The following is a 20,220-nucleotide window of genomic DNA, read 5'->3' on the forward strand; positions in this document are numbered from 1 at the left end:
AAGGGATGTCAGATTAATTTAGGGGGTAGTTATGTCTATTCTATTAAAAGCTGGTGCTGATGCAGGAAATAACGGTTTGAAGTTAATGGTGAAAGGGCAAGACCCTATTTTTATTCCGAGTATATATTCTTTATATATAGGAGAGCCTACAGGATTGTTAGACGAGAGTGATGTTTCATTATCCGAATTAGAAAATCACATTGACGTGACCATTAGTTCTCCATCACTAATGTTAAATAATGTGCGGTATATCGTTGGGGAAAAAGTCATTCAAGATCAATTAAAAGGCACTGAGGTTGAGAAGAAATCAAATAAGTCAACTGATGAGTTAATGGTTATTACAATTCTATCTGGTTTAGCAGTAAGTGCTATGCGTCAAAGTCCAACTTCAAGTCATATTAATATTCGTTATGATTTATCTGTTGCTCTTCCTATGCAGCTTATTACACAAGAAATAGCTGCGGAAAATGCGAAACGTTATATGGGCAATCATAAGGTTGTGTTCCATTATCCAAACGGACGTGATGTGACAATTAATATTTCAATCGAATATTGTAAATGCCTACCTGAGGGCGCTTCTGGTACGTGGGGCATTGTATATGATGAAGAAGGAAATGTAGTGAAACATAAAATAGAATGTGAACAAAATCAAGTTTCAGAAATTGATTTTGTTGATAAAACTTTATTGTCTTTTGATATTGGTGCAGGGACGACAGAAGAAGTAGTTTCACTAGGTGTGAACTTTAGACCACAACTAAGTAAGGGCTTATCTTACGGTGTGAAAGAAACGTTACTACAAATTATTACAAGATGGAATCGGAAGTATCCAACAAAGACGATTGATAGTATTACAGAGTTTAACCAAATTTATTTACATGAAAAGCACCCAAGAAATGCGTTACTAGTTGAAGAATCACAACCAGCATTATTAGGTTTAGCAGCGCGTGTCGCAACGGATATCATAAACAAAATTGATGACATGAAAGACGATCCATACGTATTTATTTATGGCGGGGGCGCAGTAATTATTAAAAACAGTTTAAAAATGATTTTAAAACAAAAAGGACGACTAACAAATGTAATCTTTGTAGATAATCCGTTATTTACAAATGCACGTGGATTATTAGTCTACACTTGTTCGCCAAAATATAGAGAGCATAAGCAAAAAGAGTTAGGATTTACAAACTTAACGATAAGTTAGTTGGTGGAAGTATGCGATCTAGGCGATATAAACGTGGTGATCGAGTAAAAATCAATATTCATAAATCAGTATCATCTGAAATGATTGCATGGCTGAATAAACAATCAAACCCAACCAATTTCTTTTTCCTTGCAGCGCAGCAACTCTTTAAACAAGTAGGAGATATTGATGTGTCAAAAGCTATACCAAGTAGCCATGTTTTCTCATTATACGTGGAGCCATCATCTTTATTAAAGGTCGAAGTAAATCCCTTTAAAAATGTGCCACTAGAAGCTAATAAATCCACCGATAATATAAAAAAAAAATCATGGGAATCTGTTGATCAATTAGATTGTCCGTTTTTTTAAACATAGAAAAAAATAAGTATTGCCCATCACTATACATACGGATACAGTGATGGGCTTTTTTACATATAACGAATAGAAGGGGCACAAATTATGGTGTGCCCCTTCTATTCGTTATTTATCTATATTTTAGATGTATGTTCAGTAACTGCATGAATGATGTCTGCCCAGTCATCAGAATGATTTTCATGTCCTGCGCCTTCAAGGGTTAGTAGGACTGATTTAGGAATTTCATCAATAAGTGCGAGACCATGTTCAAAAGGGAGTGCAGTATCGTCTGTTCCGTGAATAACTAATGTAGGTGCTTGTATGGAGTGAAGCACACCTTCATAAGCATCATCACCTTGAAGTAAAGCGTGATTAAACATACTTAATAGATTGTTTGCGCGTTCTATTTCTTGTTTTACTTGATTATAGACTCTTTTTTCATCAAATGTTCGTTTTGATCCACATAATAGGCGAGATCCGGAAACTAAATATTCTGCTACAACATTTTCATTTGTCCAATCTAAATGCGTGCCATTTGCGTGATGTGTTAAAATTCTTTCGTCCATCGGAGGTAAATCGCGCGTATTATCGTCAGAGCCTATCACACTTGTAGCTAATAATGTTAACGTTAAAATTCTTTCGGGATGTTTTACAGCAGCAATTTGAGCGATCATACCACCTAATGACATACCAAATAGATGTGCTTTATCAATATGATAAGCATCGAGTACCCCAATTGCATCTTCAGCCATATCTGTAACTGTATAATTGGAAGTTCCAGGCTCATATGTAACAGAGCATCCCACATCACGGTTATCAAAACGAATAACAAATTTCCCCGTGTTAGCCAACTGTTCACAAAACTCTTCATCCCAATAAACCATTGAACACGTAGCACCCATAATTAATAAAATAGCTGGGTTTTTAGGGTTCCCAAAGCTTTCTGTACATATATCAATCCCGTTTATTTTAAATATCTTTTCAGTCATAGAGTTCTCCTCATTTCTTTTGAATGTAATTGAAAATACAGTTTTGAGTGATTCTAAGGTGAGTATACGTTTCTTTTTGGAATTAATAGTGCAATAACCCCTAAAAATAAGTATATAGCCATTCAAGGCAAAAAATTTTGAGAAATATTTGTATGTTATTAAAATAAATAGCAAGGAGGAATGGAAATGAAAGCAATTGTTATAGATCAATATGGTAATGTTGAAGAATTAAAAGAAAGAGAAGTTTTAAAACCAATTGTTAAAGGTAACGAGGTATTGATACGTATTCTCGCGACATCTGTTAATCCTGTTGATTGGAAAATAAGAAAGGGAGACTTACAAGAACAGTTACGATTTTCATTTCCAATTATTTTAGGGTTGGATGTAGCTGGTGTTATTGAAGAAGTTGGGGAAGAGGTAGAGTGCTTCAAAATAGGAGATAAAGTATTTACGAAACCTGAAAATATAGGGAAGGGCTCTTATGCTGAATTCATTACAGTAAACTCGGATTTAGTATCTTATATGCCTACTAATCTAAGTTTCGAAGAGGCAGCTTCTATTCCTCTTGCAGGACTTACAGCGTGGCAAAGTCTTGTAGATTACGCAAAAATAAAAGAACATGACCGAGTACTCATTCATGCTGGAGCTGGTGGAGTTGGAAGTTTGGCAATCCAAATCGCAAAATCATTTGGAGCTTTTGTTGCGACAACTGCAAGTAGTAAGAATGAAGAGTTTTTAAAGTCTTTAGGAGCAGATCTCGTTATTGATTATAAAAAAGATAAATTTGAAGAATTACTATCAGATTTCGATATTGTATTAGATACAATAGGTGGCGAAATACAAGAGAAAAGCTTTCAAATTATAAAATCTGGTGGTGTGTTAGTTTCGATTGTTCATGAGCCAATTCAAAAAGTAAAAGGGATAAAATCAGGGTTTTTATGGCTAAAACCAAACGGAAAGCAATTAGAAGCATTATCAAAATTAATTGTACATGGAAAAATAAAACCAATTATAAGTAAAGTTGTACCTTTTAATGAAGAGGGGGTTAGAGAAGCTCATATTTTGAGTGAAGGTCAACATGTTAGAGGTAAAATTGTAATGAAAGTCAGAGGATAATGAAGATAGTGGCTTGTAGAGAAAGTGAAGTTGAACTACAAAAAACGCAGAAAGAAATACTATCCAAAAAGTCACATTTTCATTTTGGATAGTATTTCTTATTAGACATGTAATGTTATTTCTATAATATACAGTTTCGTATTGTATCATGTAATTTCTCTAAACCAATCAACATATCTTTTTCATTTAACATTGAATAGCTAATCCGTAAATTGTTATTATTTATATCGGTATTTAATAGACAAGCTGTTCCTGGTAAAAAAGAGACATCTACTTCATTTGCTTTTTGTAATAAGGTAAAGGGATCTATCGAATCAGGAAGTGTAATCCATAAATTAAAGCCACCATTTGGTATTTCAAATCGTAATTCTTTAAGTGGTGATAACATATCAATAGTTATATCACGTCTAATTTGTAAAGCCGTACGTAATTTTTCTAAATGATTTTTCATACGTTCTGCACGTAAAAAAGGAAGGAGTGCTTTTTGCGTTAATAAAGGACTACCGATATCCATTGAACCTTTTACAGCATATAACCATTCAAAAATAGGCCCATCGGCAATAAGAGATGCGATACGCAATCCTGGTGCTAACGTTTTACTAAATCCTTTTATATATATTACATGACCATTCGTATCAAAATTTTTGATAGGAGAGGAAATAGTAGCACCCTCAAAATATATTTCTCCGAAAGAATCATCTTCAATTATAAAAAACTCATATAGCTCTGCTAGTTCTATAAGTTCCATTCGCCGTTCATTACTCATTACTGTACCTGTCGGGTTCTGGAAAGTTGGATTCGTATACAATAATACGGGATTTTTACTTTGACAAATATCGTCGATTAAGTCGGAGCGAACTCCATGATTATCAAGAGAAACTGGTATAATTTTAGCACCTTTATTGATGAAAATATCAAGCGCAGCACTGTAACAAGGACTTTCCACTAATACAATATCACCAGGTTTTAATAATGTTTGAGCAATTAAATCAATTCCTTGTTGTGCTCCGCTTGTAATTAATAATTGTGATGGCTCGGTCACTAAATTTTGGTGTTCACTTAAGTAATTTGCTATTTCAACTCGCAGTTCATAATCACCCTGTACTGGCCCATAAGTTGCTAGGATCATCTGGTCTTTATGAAGTATTTTATGCATTTCATCTGCTAAGAATGGATTTGGCAATAAACGAGGATACAAAATCGCTTGTGAAAAATCGTAATATTTTCGGTGCTGATTCATTGCATATTGAGATCGCATAACATTAATCGTTTTCGTTTGTTGCCATTTGTACGGAATTGGTTTGAAATCTTTCTTTACATGTTTATGTATATAAGCACCTTTTCCTTGCTCAATGCGTATATATTCTTTCTTTTCTAATTGCTTATATGCCTTACGAACAGTTAATAGGCTAATCTGCAAATCTTCGGCCATAGAGCGTAAAGATGGAAGGAGGTCACCATGCGCAAGCATGCCACTTTGTACTCTTTCAACGATTTGCATATATATTTGTTGGTAATACGGTATGTTGGATTCTTTACGAAGGACAATCTTCATGGTTTCACCTTTTTCGTTTTTATTTTATTAAAGCGAAAAATATAAATAGAATCAACTACAATTTTAAGTAACTGTTATATACATAGATACACTGTTATACACCATACCTTCTATACTCATGTTAAGAGTAAAAAGGAGGAAGAAAAATGGTCATTTTCAATTATATTTTAGTATGTATTATTTTCGGAACAACATTTTTAACGATAAAAATCGGAATTGAAGCAGGAGCGCCCCCATTATTTTCAGCAGGAATTCGTTTCTTGTTAGCAGGCGTCATTCTGATGATTATATTTAAGTTAAAGCGAAAAGAAATTATGCCACATGTATTTTCAAAACGTATTATATATGCTGGTTTTTGCTTAACGTTTATGACATTCGCAACTTTGTACTGGGCGGAACAATATATTTCTTCAGGGTTAGCTGCTGTACTTTCTGCTACGGGGCCGATGATGATTTTGTTATTACAAGCAAAGAGAAATAAGACAAAATTGCAAAAGGAGCAACTCGTAGCATTAATTATCGCACTAATAGGTGTTGTTTTTGTTTCTTTACCAGGAACGCACCAAGAAGTAAGTCTCATATGGAGTATCGCTTGTTTTGTTTTAATAATAGGAGAGTTATTTTACGGAATAGGCTCTATTCGCTCAAAAGAAATACTTTCGGATTTACAAAGTGTATCACCATTTCTCATTAATGGTATTCAAATGTTTTACGGAGGGGTTTTATTACTAATCGTATCCGTCATAGTAGAACAACCGAATGTATCTGTATTAGCTTCATGGAGTGTACAGTGGCCTATTTTATATCTTATCTTTATCGGATCAATTGGTGGGCACGGATTATATTATTGGCTCTTATCAAAAACAAATCCTGTATTCCCGTCAACGTGGTTATATGTATCACCGTTAATTGCTATTATTGTAGGATATATCATATTAGGAGAACCTTTAAACCCTACAATGGGAATAGGTGCTTGTTTTATTTTGGTTGGTGTATTTTTAGCTAATCGATCTACACTCCGGAGCTATTTCAAACAAGGGAAATTATTTGAGAAGGAAATGTAGTTGTATAAAGAAGCAGCCCTGTTATAATAGGGCTGCTTGAATTTTATTAACGATACGGATTGACTTTATTTATTGGAAAGGCGTAATGAAAATACTATTTTCGAATTATGGGAGCAGTTCAAATCGTCCAATGATGATTTAAAATATAATAATGTAGAGGATAGCGAAAAACGCATTCAAGCATTAGAAGGAAAAATAGTGAACTTGGAAAAAGTGATTGATACATTAGTGGGGAAATTAGAGCTAGTAGAATCAAAAACACAGTTGGAAAAATAACCAACTGTGTTTTTTTACTTAATTTACTTTTTTTATAAACCCTTTATAATGACGCTTCACAAGCTGACTTTCTAATGTCTTCATTGTTTCAAGTGCTACACCGACGATGATAAGTAAGCTTGTACCACCAATTTGTGCAGAAGGTGGTAATGTAGCAATTTTCGTGAATACGAGCGGTAAAATTGAAATTGCACCTAAGAAAATCGCACCGATAAATGTTAAACGATATAAAATTTTAGTTACATATTGTTCTGTTGATTTACCAGGACGAATACCAGGCACATATCCATTTTGTTTTTTCAAATTCTCAGCCATTTGTTCAGGATTTACTTGAATAAATGCGTAGAAGTATGTGAAAGCAACGATCAGACCGACATAAAGCGTCATTCCAATTGGATGTGCGAAATCAAGATTTGCAACTAACCATTGCGATACGCTTGAATCAGGGAAGAGCTGCGCAATTGTACGCGGCGTCATTAAAAATGCGGAAGCAAAGATAACTGGAATTACACCAGCACTATTTACTTTAAGAGGTAAATGAGTATTTTTTGCTCCTTGATATTGATTGTTTCCTGAAACAGCTTTTGCATATTGAATCGGTATTTTACGCACAGCTTGTTGAATGTAAATAACGCCAACAACTATCGCTAAAATTACGAGACCAATTAAGACCATCTTTATGATGTGCATGAATAATTGATCGCCTGCATTTTGAAATTGTTGCAAATAAATTTGATTCGCAACATTTGGAATCGCCGCAACAAGTCCTGCGAAGATAATCATCGAAATACCATTACCAACGCCATTGGCGGTAATTTGTTCGCCTAACCAAAGTAAAAATGCAGTACCTGCAGTTAAAACTGTCGCAATAAATAAGTATGTAGTCCAGCTTTGATCTGTAATTAATTGTCCACCTGCTATATTATTAAAACCATAAGACATCCCAATGGCTTGTATGAATGCGAGAATGATTGTAAAGTATCGAGTGAATTGAGCTGATTTCTTACGGCCCATTTCTCCTTGCTTTGCCCATTCCGAAAATTTAGGTATAACGTCCATTTGTAGTAATTGTACTATGATGGAAGCTGTAATATATGGTGTAATACCTACAGCAAAGATTGAGAAGTGTTGCAGTGCTCCTCCGCCAAATACGTTTAGCATACCTAAAACGTTAGCTTGATCTTGTACTTTTAATACCTCTGCGTTAGTATGAGGAACTGGAATAAACGTGCCAATTCGAAAAACAATTAGCATTGCTAGTGTAAAAAGAATTTTGTTTCTTATCTCAGCTACTCTCATGAAATTTGAAATCGTACGAAACATTATGTCGCCTCCTATATTTTTATCAGTTCAAAACTGATGATTATATCCCGATGAAGTAACCACAAACCTCCTTCCGCATTAAATTCATTTGACAAATGGAATTTTATACATTTTGTAGTTTTCTCGGATATAAAAATATAAGGTGTTTTTTAGCGACCAATAAGCTTTTCGTAATCATTCAATACACATAATATATCGAATAAATTAACAAATGTACATACATACGCATGAAAAATGAATGAATAGGGGCATTTTTTACATTTATTTAATGCTAGATTGATAATTAGGAACGTTTTATGTAGTTGTATTGAAAGGATTCGGTGGAAAGTATTATGGTGTAGCTGTAGCATATGATAACCTCAAGGAAATCTTCAAGGATGTTGAGAAAACTCATATATTTAGTCGTGAATTAGAGAAACAGTAGTGAAGGAAAATCTTTCTTCTATAGAGAATATTTCTAACGCAGGAATCTAAGTATATAGGTTCTAATGAAAGGAGAATTCACATGAATACATTTGTAAAGGACAAGTTTTATGAAACGAGAAATCAATTATTTGAGGAAATTACTTTGTTAAGTGATTCTCAATTTAATAGAAAACCAGATAAGGATAAATGGAGTATAGCACAAGTTTGTCATCACTTAGTTTTATTAGATGAGAGAGTTATTACGGTTATTTCGTCAGGATTAAAAAAGATGGATAGTTTCCAAAATGAGCGTAAAGAAATTCATACTATTGTATTAGATAGAACGATAAAATTTATAGCACCAGAAATGATTGAACCAAGTATAGAACCATTCGAAGTGCTGCAAATGGTTGATTTGTTAAACGACTCTAGAAAAGAATTGATGCGTTTTCTGAGTACAATAGAAGATGAATCTAAATTGGCAAAAAAATCAGTGATGCATCCAGCTCTAGGAGAATTACTTCTTGATCAGTGGATAGAATTAATCTATTTGCATGAACAGCGTCATATAGAACAAATCAAAGAGGTAAAATTGCTTTGTGAAGTTGAAAAGTAAAAATTATTATCTATTTATTGAGCGATTTAGGATCGCATCAAGGGTTCGAGTGATAAAATACAAGTCCTGATTAAAATTATGATGAATTTAGTTGAAAGCAACCAATAAGCAGAAGAAAATACGAAACTAGCAGATCTTACTCTTGAATAGGAAACGAACATTCGAAAAGAAACTGAATCCGAATTGCTGTATAAGTGTAACCCCGTCTTAAATGAAGAACGGGGTTATTATTTTTGGAAGTGATCTCAGCATTTTCATTTAGAGGGAAATAAATTAGCAATGAAATCCGAAAATGTAATCAGCATTGCACACTATATCTTTAAGTTATAATGATTTCCGGAAATGAGTTATATGTCCATAATTTTGACAGTACATATACATCTACCGTTGGTTTAGCGCTCTTCACACGTTGGAGGAAGAAATAAATACTATTCTGCTAGGGGTATATGCATTTTATTCTCTATATTTTCACAGCAGAACCACCTCCAAAATTATCTTTTGCAGTTGAATTTTTCCGAATAATAAGTTACATTTTTAAAGTTCAAGCAACTTTATAGCAATACAAAAAGGGGAGAAATATTGTTATTATGCAAAAAATGAAATGGAAGAACTATGTATGCTATTTTATTATTCTGATGCTTCTTGTAACAGCAGTAACAGCCAAACCAGCTATTTCTAAGGCTGACGAATCTGATGTTACTATTACATTGTTAGGTACGGCAGATATTCATGGTAGATTTATGCCTTGGGATTATGCACTTGATGGAGCAAATATGAGTGGAAGTTTGACACAGCTTTATACGGTTATAAAGAAGGTACGTCAAGAAAATCCAAATACCATATTAGTAGATGCCGGGGATACAATTCAAGGAAACTCAGTAGAATTATTCAATGATAAGCCACAATCGCCAATGATGGTAGCGATGAATACAATGGGATATGACGCCTGGGCATTTGGAAATCATGAATTCAACTTTGGATTAGATACATTGAAAAAAGTTAGTGAGCAATATAAGGGAAAGACGTTAGCAGGAAATATTTATAAGGAAAATGGAGAACGTTTTCTTCCTGCATATACGATTGTTGAAAAAGGTGGAATTAAAGTCGGGATAATTGGTATGAATACACCAATGATTAGTGATTTTGAAAAAGGGACAGATCATTTGGATGGTTTAGTAGTGAAAAATCCAGTAGAAGAGACAAAAAAGGCAATTAAAGAATTAGAAGGTAAAGTAGATGTAATGGTAGGCGTTATGCATATGGGACTAGAAAATGAGAATGGAATCCCTGGTACTGGTGTTCAAGATATTGCGAATGCTTGTCCGGAACTAAGTGCTATTTTTGCAGCTCATATGCATAAACTTGTTAAAAAAGAAGTTGTAAATGGCGTTATTATTACAGAACCAGATAAATATGGAACACATATCTCACGTATTGACCTTACTTTTACAAAGCAAGATGGAAAGCTGGTTTTAAAAGATAAAACTGCTACAGCTATACCTGTAAAAAATACTGATGGAACAACAATAGTATCTGATCCTACACTTGAAGACACACTGACACCTTTTCACGAGTATGCGAGAGGAGATGCAAATGTTGTTGTCGCTCAATTAAAGGGGAGAAACCTTGTTCCTGAAAATGAAATAAAGGGTATTCCAAGTGTGCAGATTCAAGAGACACCTTTATCAGATTTCTTTCATGAAGTCATGCTCCATTACAGTAAAGCAGATGTAGTAGCCCATCAAATTGATAACGATAATGCTCGTTTGGATGTAGGTCCTATTAAGAAAAAAGATATTGCGTATAATTATCAATATGCTTTGGGAGAAATTACGGTATATAAGGTAACTGGGAAAGACTTAAAAGACTATATGGAATGGGCGGCAGGGTACTTTAACTCATCTCGTGCCGGAGATGTAACAGTTAGTTTTGATAAAAACCGTCGCGCGTCTAAATACAGTACGAACGATTTCTTTGGAGGCGTAAAATACGAAATTGACTTAACAAAGCCATATGGTAGTAGAATTACAAATTTACGCTCTATTCGTACAAATAAACCAATCAAAATGAGCGATGTTATGACACTAGGAATGAATGCATATAGAATGGAGGCTCTTCAGGCAAAAGGTGGAGCTTTAGAGGGACGGAAATTTGAACAAACTTGGTCATCTAAACAAGAGAATGCATTCGGGGAAACTGGTGGAACCATTCGTAACCTTGCTATTACATATTTAAAAGAGGTAAAGAACGGTGTATATACACCAAAAGTTATGCATAATTGGAAAATTACTGGCGTGAATACACATTCTTCAGAGCATAAGGCTGTAGTGGATCTTGTAAATAAAGGGATTTTAGAAATTCCAAAAACTGAAGATGGAAAATATACAAATATAGCATCTATAAATACGAAAGATTCAATTACAAAAGAAGAGATTGTAGCACTCTCACAAAAAGCTAATATTAATCCAAATCAGTTTAATCATGTAAAAAGAAAAGGTGAATTTTACAAAAAACTTAGTAGGATAATTAAATAAATATAAAATAGATAGCTTTCGTGCAAAAAACTATTAAACTTGGACATACCATTATCCTAAAAAAGTTTGTGATTGGTATGGAAATATAAAGAATCAACAATAAAAAAGCCCCTGGATCATTGAAGTGAACCCCGAAAACGGGACACCAATCAAAACACCTAAACCACTTGTTCCCTAAATTCTTTAGGGGATAGGTGGTTTAATTTTTCTTGAATTCGCACACAATTGTAGTAATGAATGTATTCTAGCACAATCTTTCGCACAGTTGTGTTGGATACTTTTGTTATCTCTTGTGAATAGAAAGCTTCACTTTTCAAATGACCAAAGAAGCTTTCCATGACGGCATTATCATGGCAATTTCCTCTCCGGGACATGCTGGTGATCATGCCGTTTTCTTTGGCATACGCTTGAAATTCTTTTGCTGTATAAATACTTCCTTGATCCGAGTGAAGAAGGACATCTTTTACTCTTCGCCCTCTCATTGCTTGTTTCAATGTCTTCATCGCTAATGTCAGTGTTTGTGATTCGCTGATGACACAACTAATAATTTCACGATTAAAGGCATCCATGATCGTTGATAAATACAAGGTACGCTCTCCAAATAAGAGATACGTCACATCTGTAAACCACTTTTCATTTGCTCTGGATGCATCGAATTCACGCTCCAATCGATGAGGGGCTACCATTGGTTCCGCACCATTGATATATTTCTTTTTCTTTCGACGTACTTTTGAAAGAATGTGATTTTGTCTCATGATTCGTAATACTTTTTTATGATTAACACACAGTCCCATTTTTTGAAGAGTAGCGGTCACTCTTCGATATCCATACCGAAATTTATGCCTAAGACAGACGTCCTTTACTTTCTCTTCTATATCATCTTTCCGATCTTCCGTTCGTTGTAACCAGCGATAAAATGTGGAACGGGGTAATTCTAATACATTACACAATTCTTTTATCGTTATTTTTGTTTTTACGTTTTTCCATAAAGTAACTACAGTTTCTGGTTTCAGCCCCTTTCGATTTCCAGATACTTTCCCCATACAAGTAATTTTGTTTTTAGATGCTTATTTTCTAGACGTAGTTGTTCTAATTCACTGAGCTCTTTTGGTCCTTTTCCATAAGAATATTGTTTTCCTACAGGTTGTTGAAAACGATACGTTTGATCTGTACGATACCATTTCATCCATGTCTTAATTTGGGAAACATTTTTAATTCCGAGTTTCTCCATAATTGTACGATTTGAATAACCATCTTTCTTCATTTCAATTACTTTCCACTTTGTTTCTTCTGGGTAATGAACTCTTGTCGTCATACGAAAAAACACCTCCATTGAATTTGCATACTTAGTATGCGAATTCAGGAGGTGTTTTTTTCATGTACCACTATTCGGGTTCAATTCACATTAAACAAATCCGGGGATTTTTTATTTAAATAATTATGGTTTTATTTCTTAGTATGCATATTTATAATATGCTTTAAAAGAACATACCTTGAGCTAATAACATGCAATAGATGTGTCCTTTACTATATTTAAATGGGAGACAAATTAAAGATATTTTTGACAAAATAAAAAAGCCTGAAACTCATATGAGACTTCAGCTATCTCATAATGTTACAATCCATGCAGCTATAGACATACATAACAACATTATATTAAAAAATCTAAATTGTAGATGCGCTGCCTCACTAAAGTATTTATATACTATATACATCATAAAACAAAACACGCACTTTCTTTTTCTTGTTTATCAAGGTCATTAGTATTCATTTGATCCATCTTTATCCTAAATCAACTTCATGTCCAAAATATAAGTTTAAATAAGTAATATAAATTATAAGATGTCCTATAATAATTGTTATTTTAATAGCATTAAACCTACTCTTAAAATAGTAAAGAGTGGGTTTTTATGTTGTTATTTAGATGTAAGGGTACTTTGATTAGAATGAATATAGATAATTAACAACTAACCAATTAGATGAGCGCCTAAAAGAGCTCTTTTTTATTGAAATTAATATACATGTATGTGTCGTTCTTTATTTATATCATCGACCACATATATGTAATTTTGCATAATGTTACATGAATTTTGTATTTTCTCTTTTTTCCGACAGGAATAGACAGTATACTTTGTACAAGCTTTCTATTTCAAAAATTATACGAGGTGAAAAAAATGAAAAACAAAAAGACATTAACTAAGGTAGCATTAACAACAGGCTTAGCTTTAACAGCTGTAGCACCATACGGAGTAGGTCATGCAGAGGAAACAGACCAACTACAAGTTCAAATTCAGGAAGAATCGTTCCGTTCGGGTGAACTTACACAACCGTCACAAAAGGCACCAGAAAATGTAGTAAAAGATGCTCTTAAGGAGAAAACAGAACAAGCTCTTTCTCCAAAGCAAGTAAATGGAGAAACAGGAGTAGATTATAAAGTTCTTCAAAAACGTGGTTCATATGATGGAACTACACTTGTACGTATACAGCAAACATACGAAGGAAAAGAAGTATATGGCCATCAATTAACTGCACACGTAGATAATAACGGTGTTATTAAAAGTGTTTCAGGCGATAGCGCGCAAAATTTAAAACAAGAAGAGTTGAAAAAACCTATCAATATATCAAAAGATGAGGCGAAACAATATATTTATACGAAGTACGGGAACGATATCAATTTTATTTCTGAGCCAGAAGTTAAAGAAGTTATTTTTGTTGATGAAAATAATGGACAAGCTAGCAATGCATACCAAGTTACATTTGAAGCTGCAACACCAAAATATGTTTCCGGAACTTATTTAGTAAATGCACAAAATGGTGATATGTTAAAAAATATGGTACAAGAATCTAACTTAAAAGCAAGTGAAAAACTAGTTGGAGCATTAAAGAAAAGTAAACAAAGCAATCTTACATCATTAACTGGAACAGGAAAAGATGATTTAGGTATATCACGTACATTTGGAATCTCTCAACAAAGTAATGGCAAATATGCTCTTGCTGATTATACAAGAGGGCAAGGAATTGAAACATATGATGTGAATTATAGAGACATTACTAAAGAAGAAAGCTATTATCCTGGTACATTAGCAACTAGTACTTCGACAGCATTTAACGATCCAAAAGCAGTAAGTGCTCATTACTTAGCAACAAAAGTATTTGATTTTTATAAAGATAAATACAAGCGTAATAGCTTTGATAATAAGGGACAAAAGGTAGTTTCAGTTGTACATGCTTGGGATTCTGGAGATACGAATGATCCGAAAAATTGGCAGAATGCATTAAGTGCGAATAATGGAAGTATGCTTGTATACGGAGATCCTATCGTCAAGGCATACGACGTAGCTGGCCATGAATTTACACATGCAGTTACTTCTAGCGAATCTAATCTTGAATATTACGGTGAATCTGGTGCGATTAATGAGGCGCTATCTGATATTATGGGAACATCTATTGAGAAATACGTAAATAATGGAAGCTTTAACTGGACGATGGGAGAACAAACTGGATCTGTTTTCCGTGATATGGAAAACCCGGCTTCTGTTCCATCTTCACTTGGAGTACCTTATCCAGATGATTACAGTGAATTTAACGATTTTAATGGATGGGATCAAGGTGGCGTTCATTTTAATTCAAGTATTATTAATAAAGTTGCGTATCTCATTGCAAAAGGCGGAACTCATAACGGAGTAACTGTTAAAGGGATTGGTGAAGATAAAATGTTTGATATTTTCTACTATGCAAATACAGATGAGTTAAACATGACTTCTAATTTCAAAGAATTAAGATCAGCATGTATTCGAGTGGCAACGAATAAATATGGAGCAAATACTGCTGAAGTTCGAGCAGTTCAAAAGGCATTTGATGCAGCAAAAATTAAGTAAGTTAGAAATATAGTTTTCATTCATATATTATTACATTATAAAAAACAGCTACTGTCATTTTAAAGATAGTAGCTGTTTTTTTATACAGCAATGTATGATTGAAAATACACTTACTAAGCAATAATTAGGTTGTCTATCTTTATGAAGTTACGACACATATATAAGGTTTAAAGTATATAAAAACAGAAAATTAATAATATATTGACCTCTTAATAGAAAGTGCTATAGAATGAAAGCGATAACAAACGATTGCTTTAAAATGATTTCCCTGGTCTTTTAGTATTTACAAATATATGCAGACATAAATAAATCTATTTTTTTAAACATTAATGCAAACGTTTTCGTATTAAAAGATCATTGAAATACATATGTGAAAATAGCCAATATGGGGGTGAAGTAAAAGAGAGTTCTAGATTAATTTAAGTAGTGTAATTTAGTACGAGCATAATAAATTGTACGTACTATTTAAAGAAAGGGTGTATGTGGTGCAAATGATAAAAAGATTAATTAACAAATCAGTTTTATTACTTACTATAATCGTTATGTTATCCTCTGTTTTCTCTTTTCAAAGTGTAAAGGCAGTTTCAAATTCGAAAACAACTGAAGTTATCATTCATTACAAAGAACAGTCTGGAAATACAAAGGATTGGAACCTTTGGTTATGGGGAGAAAATGCGAATGGTAAATCATATGAATTTACTGGTGAAGATGAATTTGGAAAGTACGCTAAGATTAATATAGATGGTGACTATGATCGTGTAGGATTTATCATTCGTATGAATGAGTGGGAAAAAGATGGTGGCGATCGTTGGATTGAAAATATAAAGGACGGTCGTGCTGAAGTATGGATTCTTTCTGGTGATGATAAAGTATATAATTCTAAGCCTTCTTCGGATCTATCAATTCAAAAAGCAACTATTGATAGTTTCAATGAAATTACTGTAACGACTAATGTGCCGTTTCATATTAAGGAACGGAAAATTGAAATTGAAGGCATTAAAATTAAGAATATTAGTCCTTATGATATAAACAGTGGAAATATTACGAATAAGGTTAAAATAATTACGGAGCAGAAAATTGATTTAAAACAGACATACAAAGTTAAAATCGAAAACGTAGCTGATACGTATACCGAAATCGGTAAAGTCATTCGTAGTGAGGAGTTTGATCATTCATTTTATTATGGTGGTAACGATTTAGGTAATATATATACACCACAACATACAAAGTTCCGTGTGTGGGCTCCTACTGCGAGTGAAGCGAAGTTAGTTACATATAAAAAATGGAACGATAAAATAGGTAATGAAATAAACATGCAACAAAGTGAAAAAGGCACTTGGAAAGCCGAACTTACAGGGAACCAAAAAGGTCTCTTTTATACGTATAAGGTGAAAATTGGTGATAAGTGGACAGAAGCAGTTGATCCGTATGTGCGTGCTGCTTCTGTAAATGGAGATAAAGGTGCAGTTGTCGATTTAGAAGAAACAAACCCTAAAAAATGGAAAACGAATAAAAAGCCAAAATTTAAAAATCCGGAAGATGCAATTATTTATGAATTGCATGTACGTGATCTTTCTATTCAGCCCGAAAGTGGTATAAAACATAAAGGAAAATATTTAGGTGTAACAGAAAAAGGAACAAGAGGGCCTAAAGATGTGAAAACAGGACTTGATCATATGAAAGATCTTGGTGTTACGCACGTGCAGCTTTTACCGATATTTGATTATGCATCAGTAAATGAAGAGAATTTAAACGAACCACAATATAACTGGGGATATGATCCGAAAAACTTCAACGTTCCAGAGGGATCCTATTCTACAAATCCATATGAACCAACTGTTCGAATAACCGAATTAAAGCAAATGATTCAAACACTGCATGATAATAATCTTCGTGTTGTAATGGATGTAGTATATAACCATATGTATAACGCTGCTGAATCTAATTTTCATAAGTTAGTTCCAGGTTATTATTATCGTTACAATGAAGACGGAACATTTGCAAATGGAACCGGAGTAGGAAATGATACAGCTTCAGAACGAAAAATGATGAGAAAATTTATGGTGGATTCGGTCACATACTGGGCAAAAGAATACAATTTAGACGGATTCCGTTTTGATTTAATGGGTATTCATGATTATGAAACGATGAATGAAATACGTAAAGCTGTTAATCAAATTGACCCTTCTATTATACTGCATGGGGAAGGTTGGGATTTAAATACACCTCTTGCTGCTGAATTGAAAGCAAATCAAAAAAATGCAGAGAAAATGAAAGGGATTGCTCATTTTAACGATAATATACGAGATGGATTGAAAGGTAGTGTATTTGAGGAGAAAGAAAATGGCTTTGTAAATGGGAAGGAAAACATGGAAGACCGTATTAAAAAAGGGATTACGGCAGGCATTGACTACGATATAAATTCGTCTACTTATCAAGATCCAGAGCAGGTACTCACTTATGTGGAAGCACATGATAATCATACATTATGGGACAAACTTGAGTTAACTAATCCAGGTGACAGTGAAGAAGTGCGAAAACAAATGCACAAATTGTCTTCTTCAATTTTATTAACATCACAAGGTATTCCATTCTTACATGCAGGACAAGAGTTTATGCGCACGAAATATGGTGATCATAACAGTTACAAATCTCCTGATTCAATTAACCAAATGGACTGGTTACGCCGTGCAGCATTTAATAATGAAGTAGATTATATGAAGGGCTTAATAGAATTACGCAAAAAGTACTCAGCTTTTCGAATGACATCTCCAGAACAAATAAAAAAACATATAGCTTTTATGGATACTCCCAAAAATGTTGTGGCTTATTCAATAAAGGGAAATGGGAATAAAAATGAATACTTTATGGTGACTCACAACGCAAATAAGGAAGCCGTTGACATAACACTTCCATCGAAAGGTCCGTGGAAAGTACTAGTAGACGGAAAACAGGCAGGTAGTAAAACACTTTACGTTGTCCATGATAATAAAATTAAAGTACCTGCATTAAGTTCATTAGTTTTAAAAACAGAGAAACCGATTAAATAAAAGCAAATAATGTGGAAATATATACTGAATTAAGCAAATTGAATAAGGATTGCAAATAAAAAAAGCGAAGTGAAGGTTGTTTTCACTTCGCTTTTAAAGTTAATGTAATATAATTTCACATACTGTAATTATATTACAATTTAATAAAAGAAATAGACAAGAGATTATTGTTATTGTAACAATGGGGGAGAAGATGTCTTTGCGTTTATTTATAAAATTATCTGAAATACATTCTTAATGTATATAATTTTTATTACATATTCGAACATATAACGGACTAAATGTTCGAGTTGTATTAATTTCTACAAATCGTTTAAAGATAGCAAAGGCGTAAAAAGTATATCGAATTAAAATAGAGAAAAGACAACTTGAATGGTGTCTTTTCTTTATTTTAAATACGATATGTAAGTAACTCACTTGTATGTAATAGTATGTTATATTTTTACACTAACTTCTAAAGAAAAATTTAAAACTCTTTTCTTAATCTATTTGTAATAAATCGCATCATAAAATTTTATCGATATAATAAATAAAACTTTCTCAACATTATTTGATTTAATAACTATATTCAACCGCTCTCCAATCCATTACAATAATTTCACATTGGAAATGCATGAGTATTCTCAATGTTCTAAATGGTTTATACCTTATAGGATTACTATGGGAAAGGATGTGAAATATCTAATAAAAAATCATTTTTTATGATGAAATAAAAAATTTTAATGAAGAAAAAGTTATTTCATTATTTTCAAGTTTCGTTGAAGTTCATGTATTTATAATCACTATGAGACAAGGATCCGAATCTAAAAAATATTTTTTGTAGATTTGAAAATTGCATTTCAAAAATAAGTTAAACGTTTATGGAGGGTTATATGAGCGAGCAAATTTATTACTGGTCTCCTATTAAACATTGGGAGAAGTTGCATAATGAAGTTTTGATAGGGGAAATGAGATTTACAGGCATTCTGTCTGAGTGGTTTCCTGAGTTTTATTTTATGGCTCAAAAAGGTGTGACAATTAATGAAATAGTAGATCGCTTTTCGTTAGATAATGAGGAAGAAGCCAAAAATATAATAGAGCTTATGATAAGAAATCGTGTGTTAGTAAGTAACATATTACACCCAAGAGAAGTATTTTCTACACAAGAAAAGATTTTTACAAATCCATATAGCGACCAGATTCGCTTTTCTAAAGAAGAGTTAGATAAGTATATGAATGAACAATTAAATCGCACGCACGTTGCTGCACGGTCAACTGAAATTCAACTTGAAACAACAGATGAGTTACCTACTATAATCAAGGAACGTAGGTCTTGTCGTCAATTTGATATGGAAAAACATATTAGTTTTTTAGAATTTTCCCAATTCATATCAACTCTAAAACAGGTTAGGAAAGAAAAAATATACTATCATTACGCAAGTGCAGGCGGGCTCTATCCCATTGATATCTTTGTTTATATAAAACCAAAACGTATAGAAGGTATAAAAGCTGGGTTTTATTATTATAACCCATCAAAAAATAGTCTTGTGATTGTAAACAACATTGATCAAGTAATCAAAAGTGATCATGAGTTAATTAACCAGGAGTTATTTACTCAATCTGCTTTCTCAGTTTATTTGGTTTATAATGCGAACGCTTCCATCCCGAAATACGGTTCAGATGGATATTTATTTGCTTGTATTGAGTCAGGCATTATCACTGCTACCTTAAATATGGTGGCTGAGACATTAAATTTAGGCGTTTGTTCAGTTGGTCATATGAAATTTGAAGAGATTCAGCAATTTTTATGTTTAGATAACCATCAAGTATTTCTCCATGGGCTTGAAGTTGGTTTGAAAATTAACGAGTAGAAGAAATGAATATTAGGGGGATAAAGATAAA

At 33.2% G+C, this 20,220-nt stretch carries 14 protein-coding genes; 10 read left to right on the forward strand and 4 right to left on the reverse strand.

Annotation, left to right across the window (positions count from 1 at the left end):
• The first annotated feature begins 31 nt into the window (after positions 1–31).
• Both ACUN0F_RS19580 and ACUN0F_RS19585 read left to right on the forward strand, forming a co-directional pair.
• Positions 32–1,201, forward strand: coding sequence for a ParM/StbA family protein (locus ACUN0F_RS19580; protein WP_046954076.1), 1,170 nt, complete (start codon positions 32–34; stop codon positions 1,199–1,201).
• 11 nt (positions 1,202–1,212) lie between these two features.
• Complete coding sequence (locus ACUN0F_RS19585; protein WP_445539982.1) at positions 1,213–1,548, forward strand: hypothetical protein; 336 nt, start codon at positions 1,213–1,215, stop codon at positions 1,546–1,548.
• Between the two features lie 119 nt (positions 1,549–1,667).
• On the opposite strand, the gene ACUN0F_RS19590 is transcribed toward ACUN0F_RS19585, so the two are convergent.
• Positions 1,668–2,522, reverse strand: a complete 855-nt coding sequence (locus ACUN0F_RS19590; protein ID WP_098110499.1) for an alpha/beta fold hydrolase — start codon at positions 2,520–2,522, stop codon at positions 1,668–1,670.
• A 186-nt stretch (positions 2,523–2,708) separates the two neighbouring features.
• Between ACUN0F_RS19590 and ACUN0F_RS19595 the strand changes: the two genes are divergently transcribed.
• The gene (locus ACUN0F_RS19595; protein WP_445539983.1) at positions 2,709–3,638 is read left to right on the forward strand and encodes an NADP-dependent oxidoreductase; all 930 of its coding nucleotides are present in this window, start codon (positions 2,709–2,711) and stop codon (positions 3,636–3,638) included.
• A 121-nt stretch (positions 3,639–3,759) separates the two neighbouring features.
• On the opposite strand, the gene pdxR is transcribed toward ACUN0F_RS19595, so the two are convergent.
• Positions 3,760–5,193 carry a MocR-like pyridoxine biosynthesis transcription factor PdxR gene (gene pdxR, locus ACUN0F_RS19600; protein ID WP_445539984.1) on the reverse strand — a complete coding sequence of 478 codons (1,434 nt, stop codon included), beginning with the start codon at positions 5,191–5,193 and terminating at the stop codon, positions 3,760–3,762.
• A 146-nt stretch (positions 5,194–5,339) separates the two neighbouring features.
• Between pdxR and ACUN0F_RS19605 the strand changes: the two genes are divergently transcribed.
• Both ACUN0F_RS19605 and ACUN0F_RS19610 read left to right on the forward strand, forming a co-directional pair.
• A complete protein-coding gene (locus ACUN0F_RS19605; RefSeq protein ID WP_215561488.1) occupies positions 5,340–6,257 on the forward strand; it encodes a DMT family transporter in 918 nt (305 codons plus the stop codon).
• A gap of 72 nt (positions 6,258–6,329) precedes the next feature.
• Complete coding sequence (locus ACUN0F_RS19610; protein WP_445539985.1) at positions 6,330–6,533, forward strand: hypothetical protein; 204 nt, start codon at positions 6,330–6,332, stop codon at positions 6,531–6,533.
• Between the two features lie 18 nt (positions 6,534–6,551).
• Here the strand turns inward: ACUN0F_RS19610 and secY are convergent, their stop codons facing one another.
• Positions 6,552–7,856 carry a preprotein translocase subunit SecY gene (gene secY / locus ACUN0F_RS19615; RefSeq protein WP_046954070.1) on the reverse strand — a complete coding sequence of 435 codons (1,305 nt, stop codon included), beginning with the start codon at positions 7,854–7,856 and terminating at the stop codon, positions 6,552–6,554.
• Positions 7,857–8,361: 505 nt separating this feature from the next.
• Here secY and ACUN0F_RS19620 point away from each other — a divergent pair.
• On the forward strand, positions 8,362–8,877 hold the full coding sequence (locus ACUN0F_RS19620) for a DinB family protein (RefSeq protein WP_445539986.1): 516 nt from the start codon (positions 8,362–8,364) through the stop codon (positions 8,875–8,877).
• A gap of 587 nt (positions 8,878–9,464) precedes the next feature.
• Complete coding sequence (locus tag ACUN0F_RS19625; protein ID WP_445539987.1) at positions 9,465–11,411, forward strand: bifunctional metallophosphatase/5'-nucleotidase; 1,947 nt, start codon at positions 9,465–9,467, stop codon at positions 11,409–11,411.
• A 158-nt stretch (positions 11,412–11,569) separates the two neighbouring features.
• Here the strand turns inward: ACUN0F_RS19625 and ACUN0F_RS19630 are convergent.
• A protein-coding gene (locus ACUN0F_RS19630) for an IS3 family transposase (protein WP_445539988.1) occupies positions 11,570–12,726 on the reverse strand; the annotation gives its coding sequence in 2 pieces (ribosomal slippage) (positions 11,570–12,474 and positions 12,474–12,726; 1,158 coding nt in all).
• Between the two features lie 859 nt (positions 12,727–13,585).
• Here ACUN0F_RS19630 and ACUN0F_RS19635 point away from each other — a divergent pair.
• From ACUN0F_RS19635 to ACUN0F_RS19645, 3 genes are all read left to right on the forward strand, one after another.
• A complete protein-coding gene (locus ACUN0F_RS19635; protein ID WP_445539989.1) occupies positions 13,586–15,289 on the forward strand; it encodes a M4 family metallopeptidase in 1,704 nt (567 codons plus the stop codon).
• A gap of 485 nt (positions 15,290–15,774) precedes the next feature.
• Complete coding sequence (gene pulA, locus ACUN0F_RS19640; RefSeq protein WP_445539990.1) at positions 15,775–18,339, forward strand: type I pullulanase; 2,565 nt, start codon at positions 15,775–15,777, stop codon at positions 18,337–18,339.
• An 872-nt stretch (positions 18,340–19,211) separates the two neighbouring features.
• Complete coding sequence (locus ACUN0F_RS19645) at positions 19,212–20,189, forward strand: SagB/ThcOx family dehydrogenase (protein WP_264461454.1); 978 nt, start codon at positions 19,212–19,214, stop codon at positions 20,187–20,189.
• The last annotated feature ends 31 nt before the right edge of the window (positions 20,190–20,220 follow it).

This window comes from Bacillus sp. 1A (assembly GCF_052682215.1).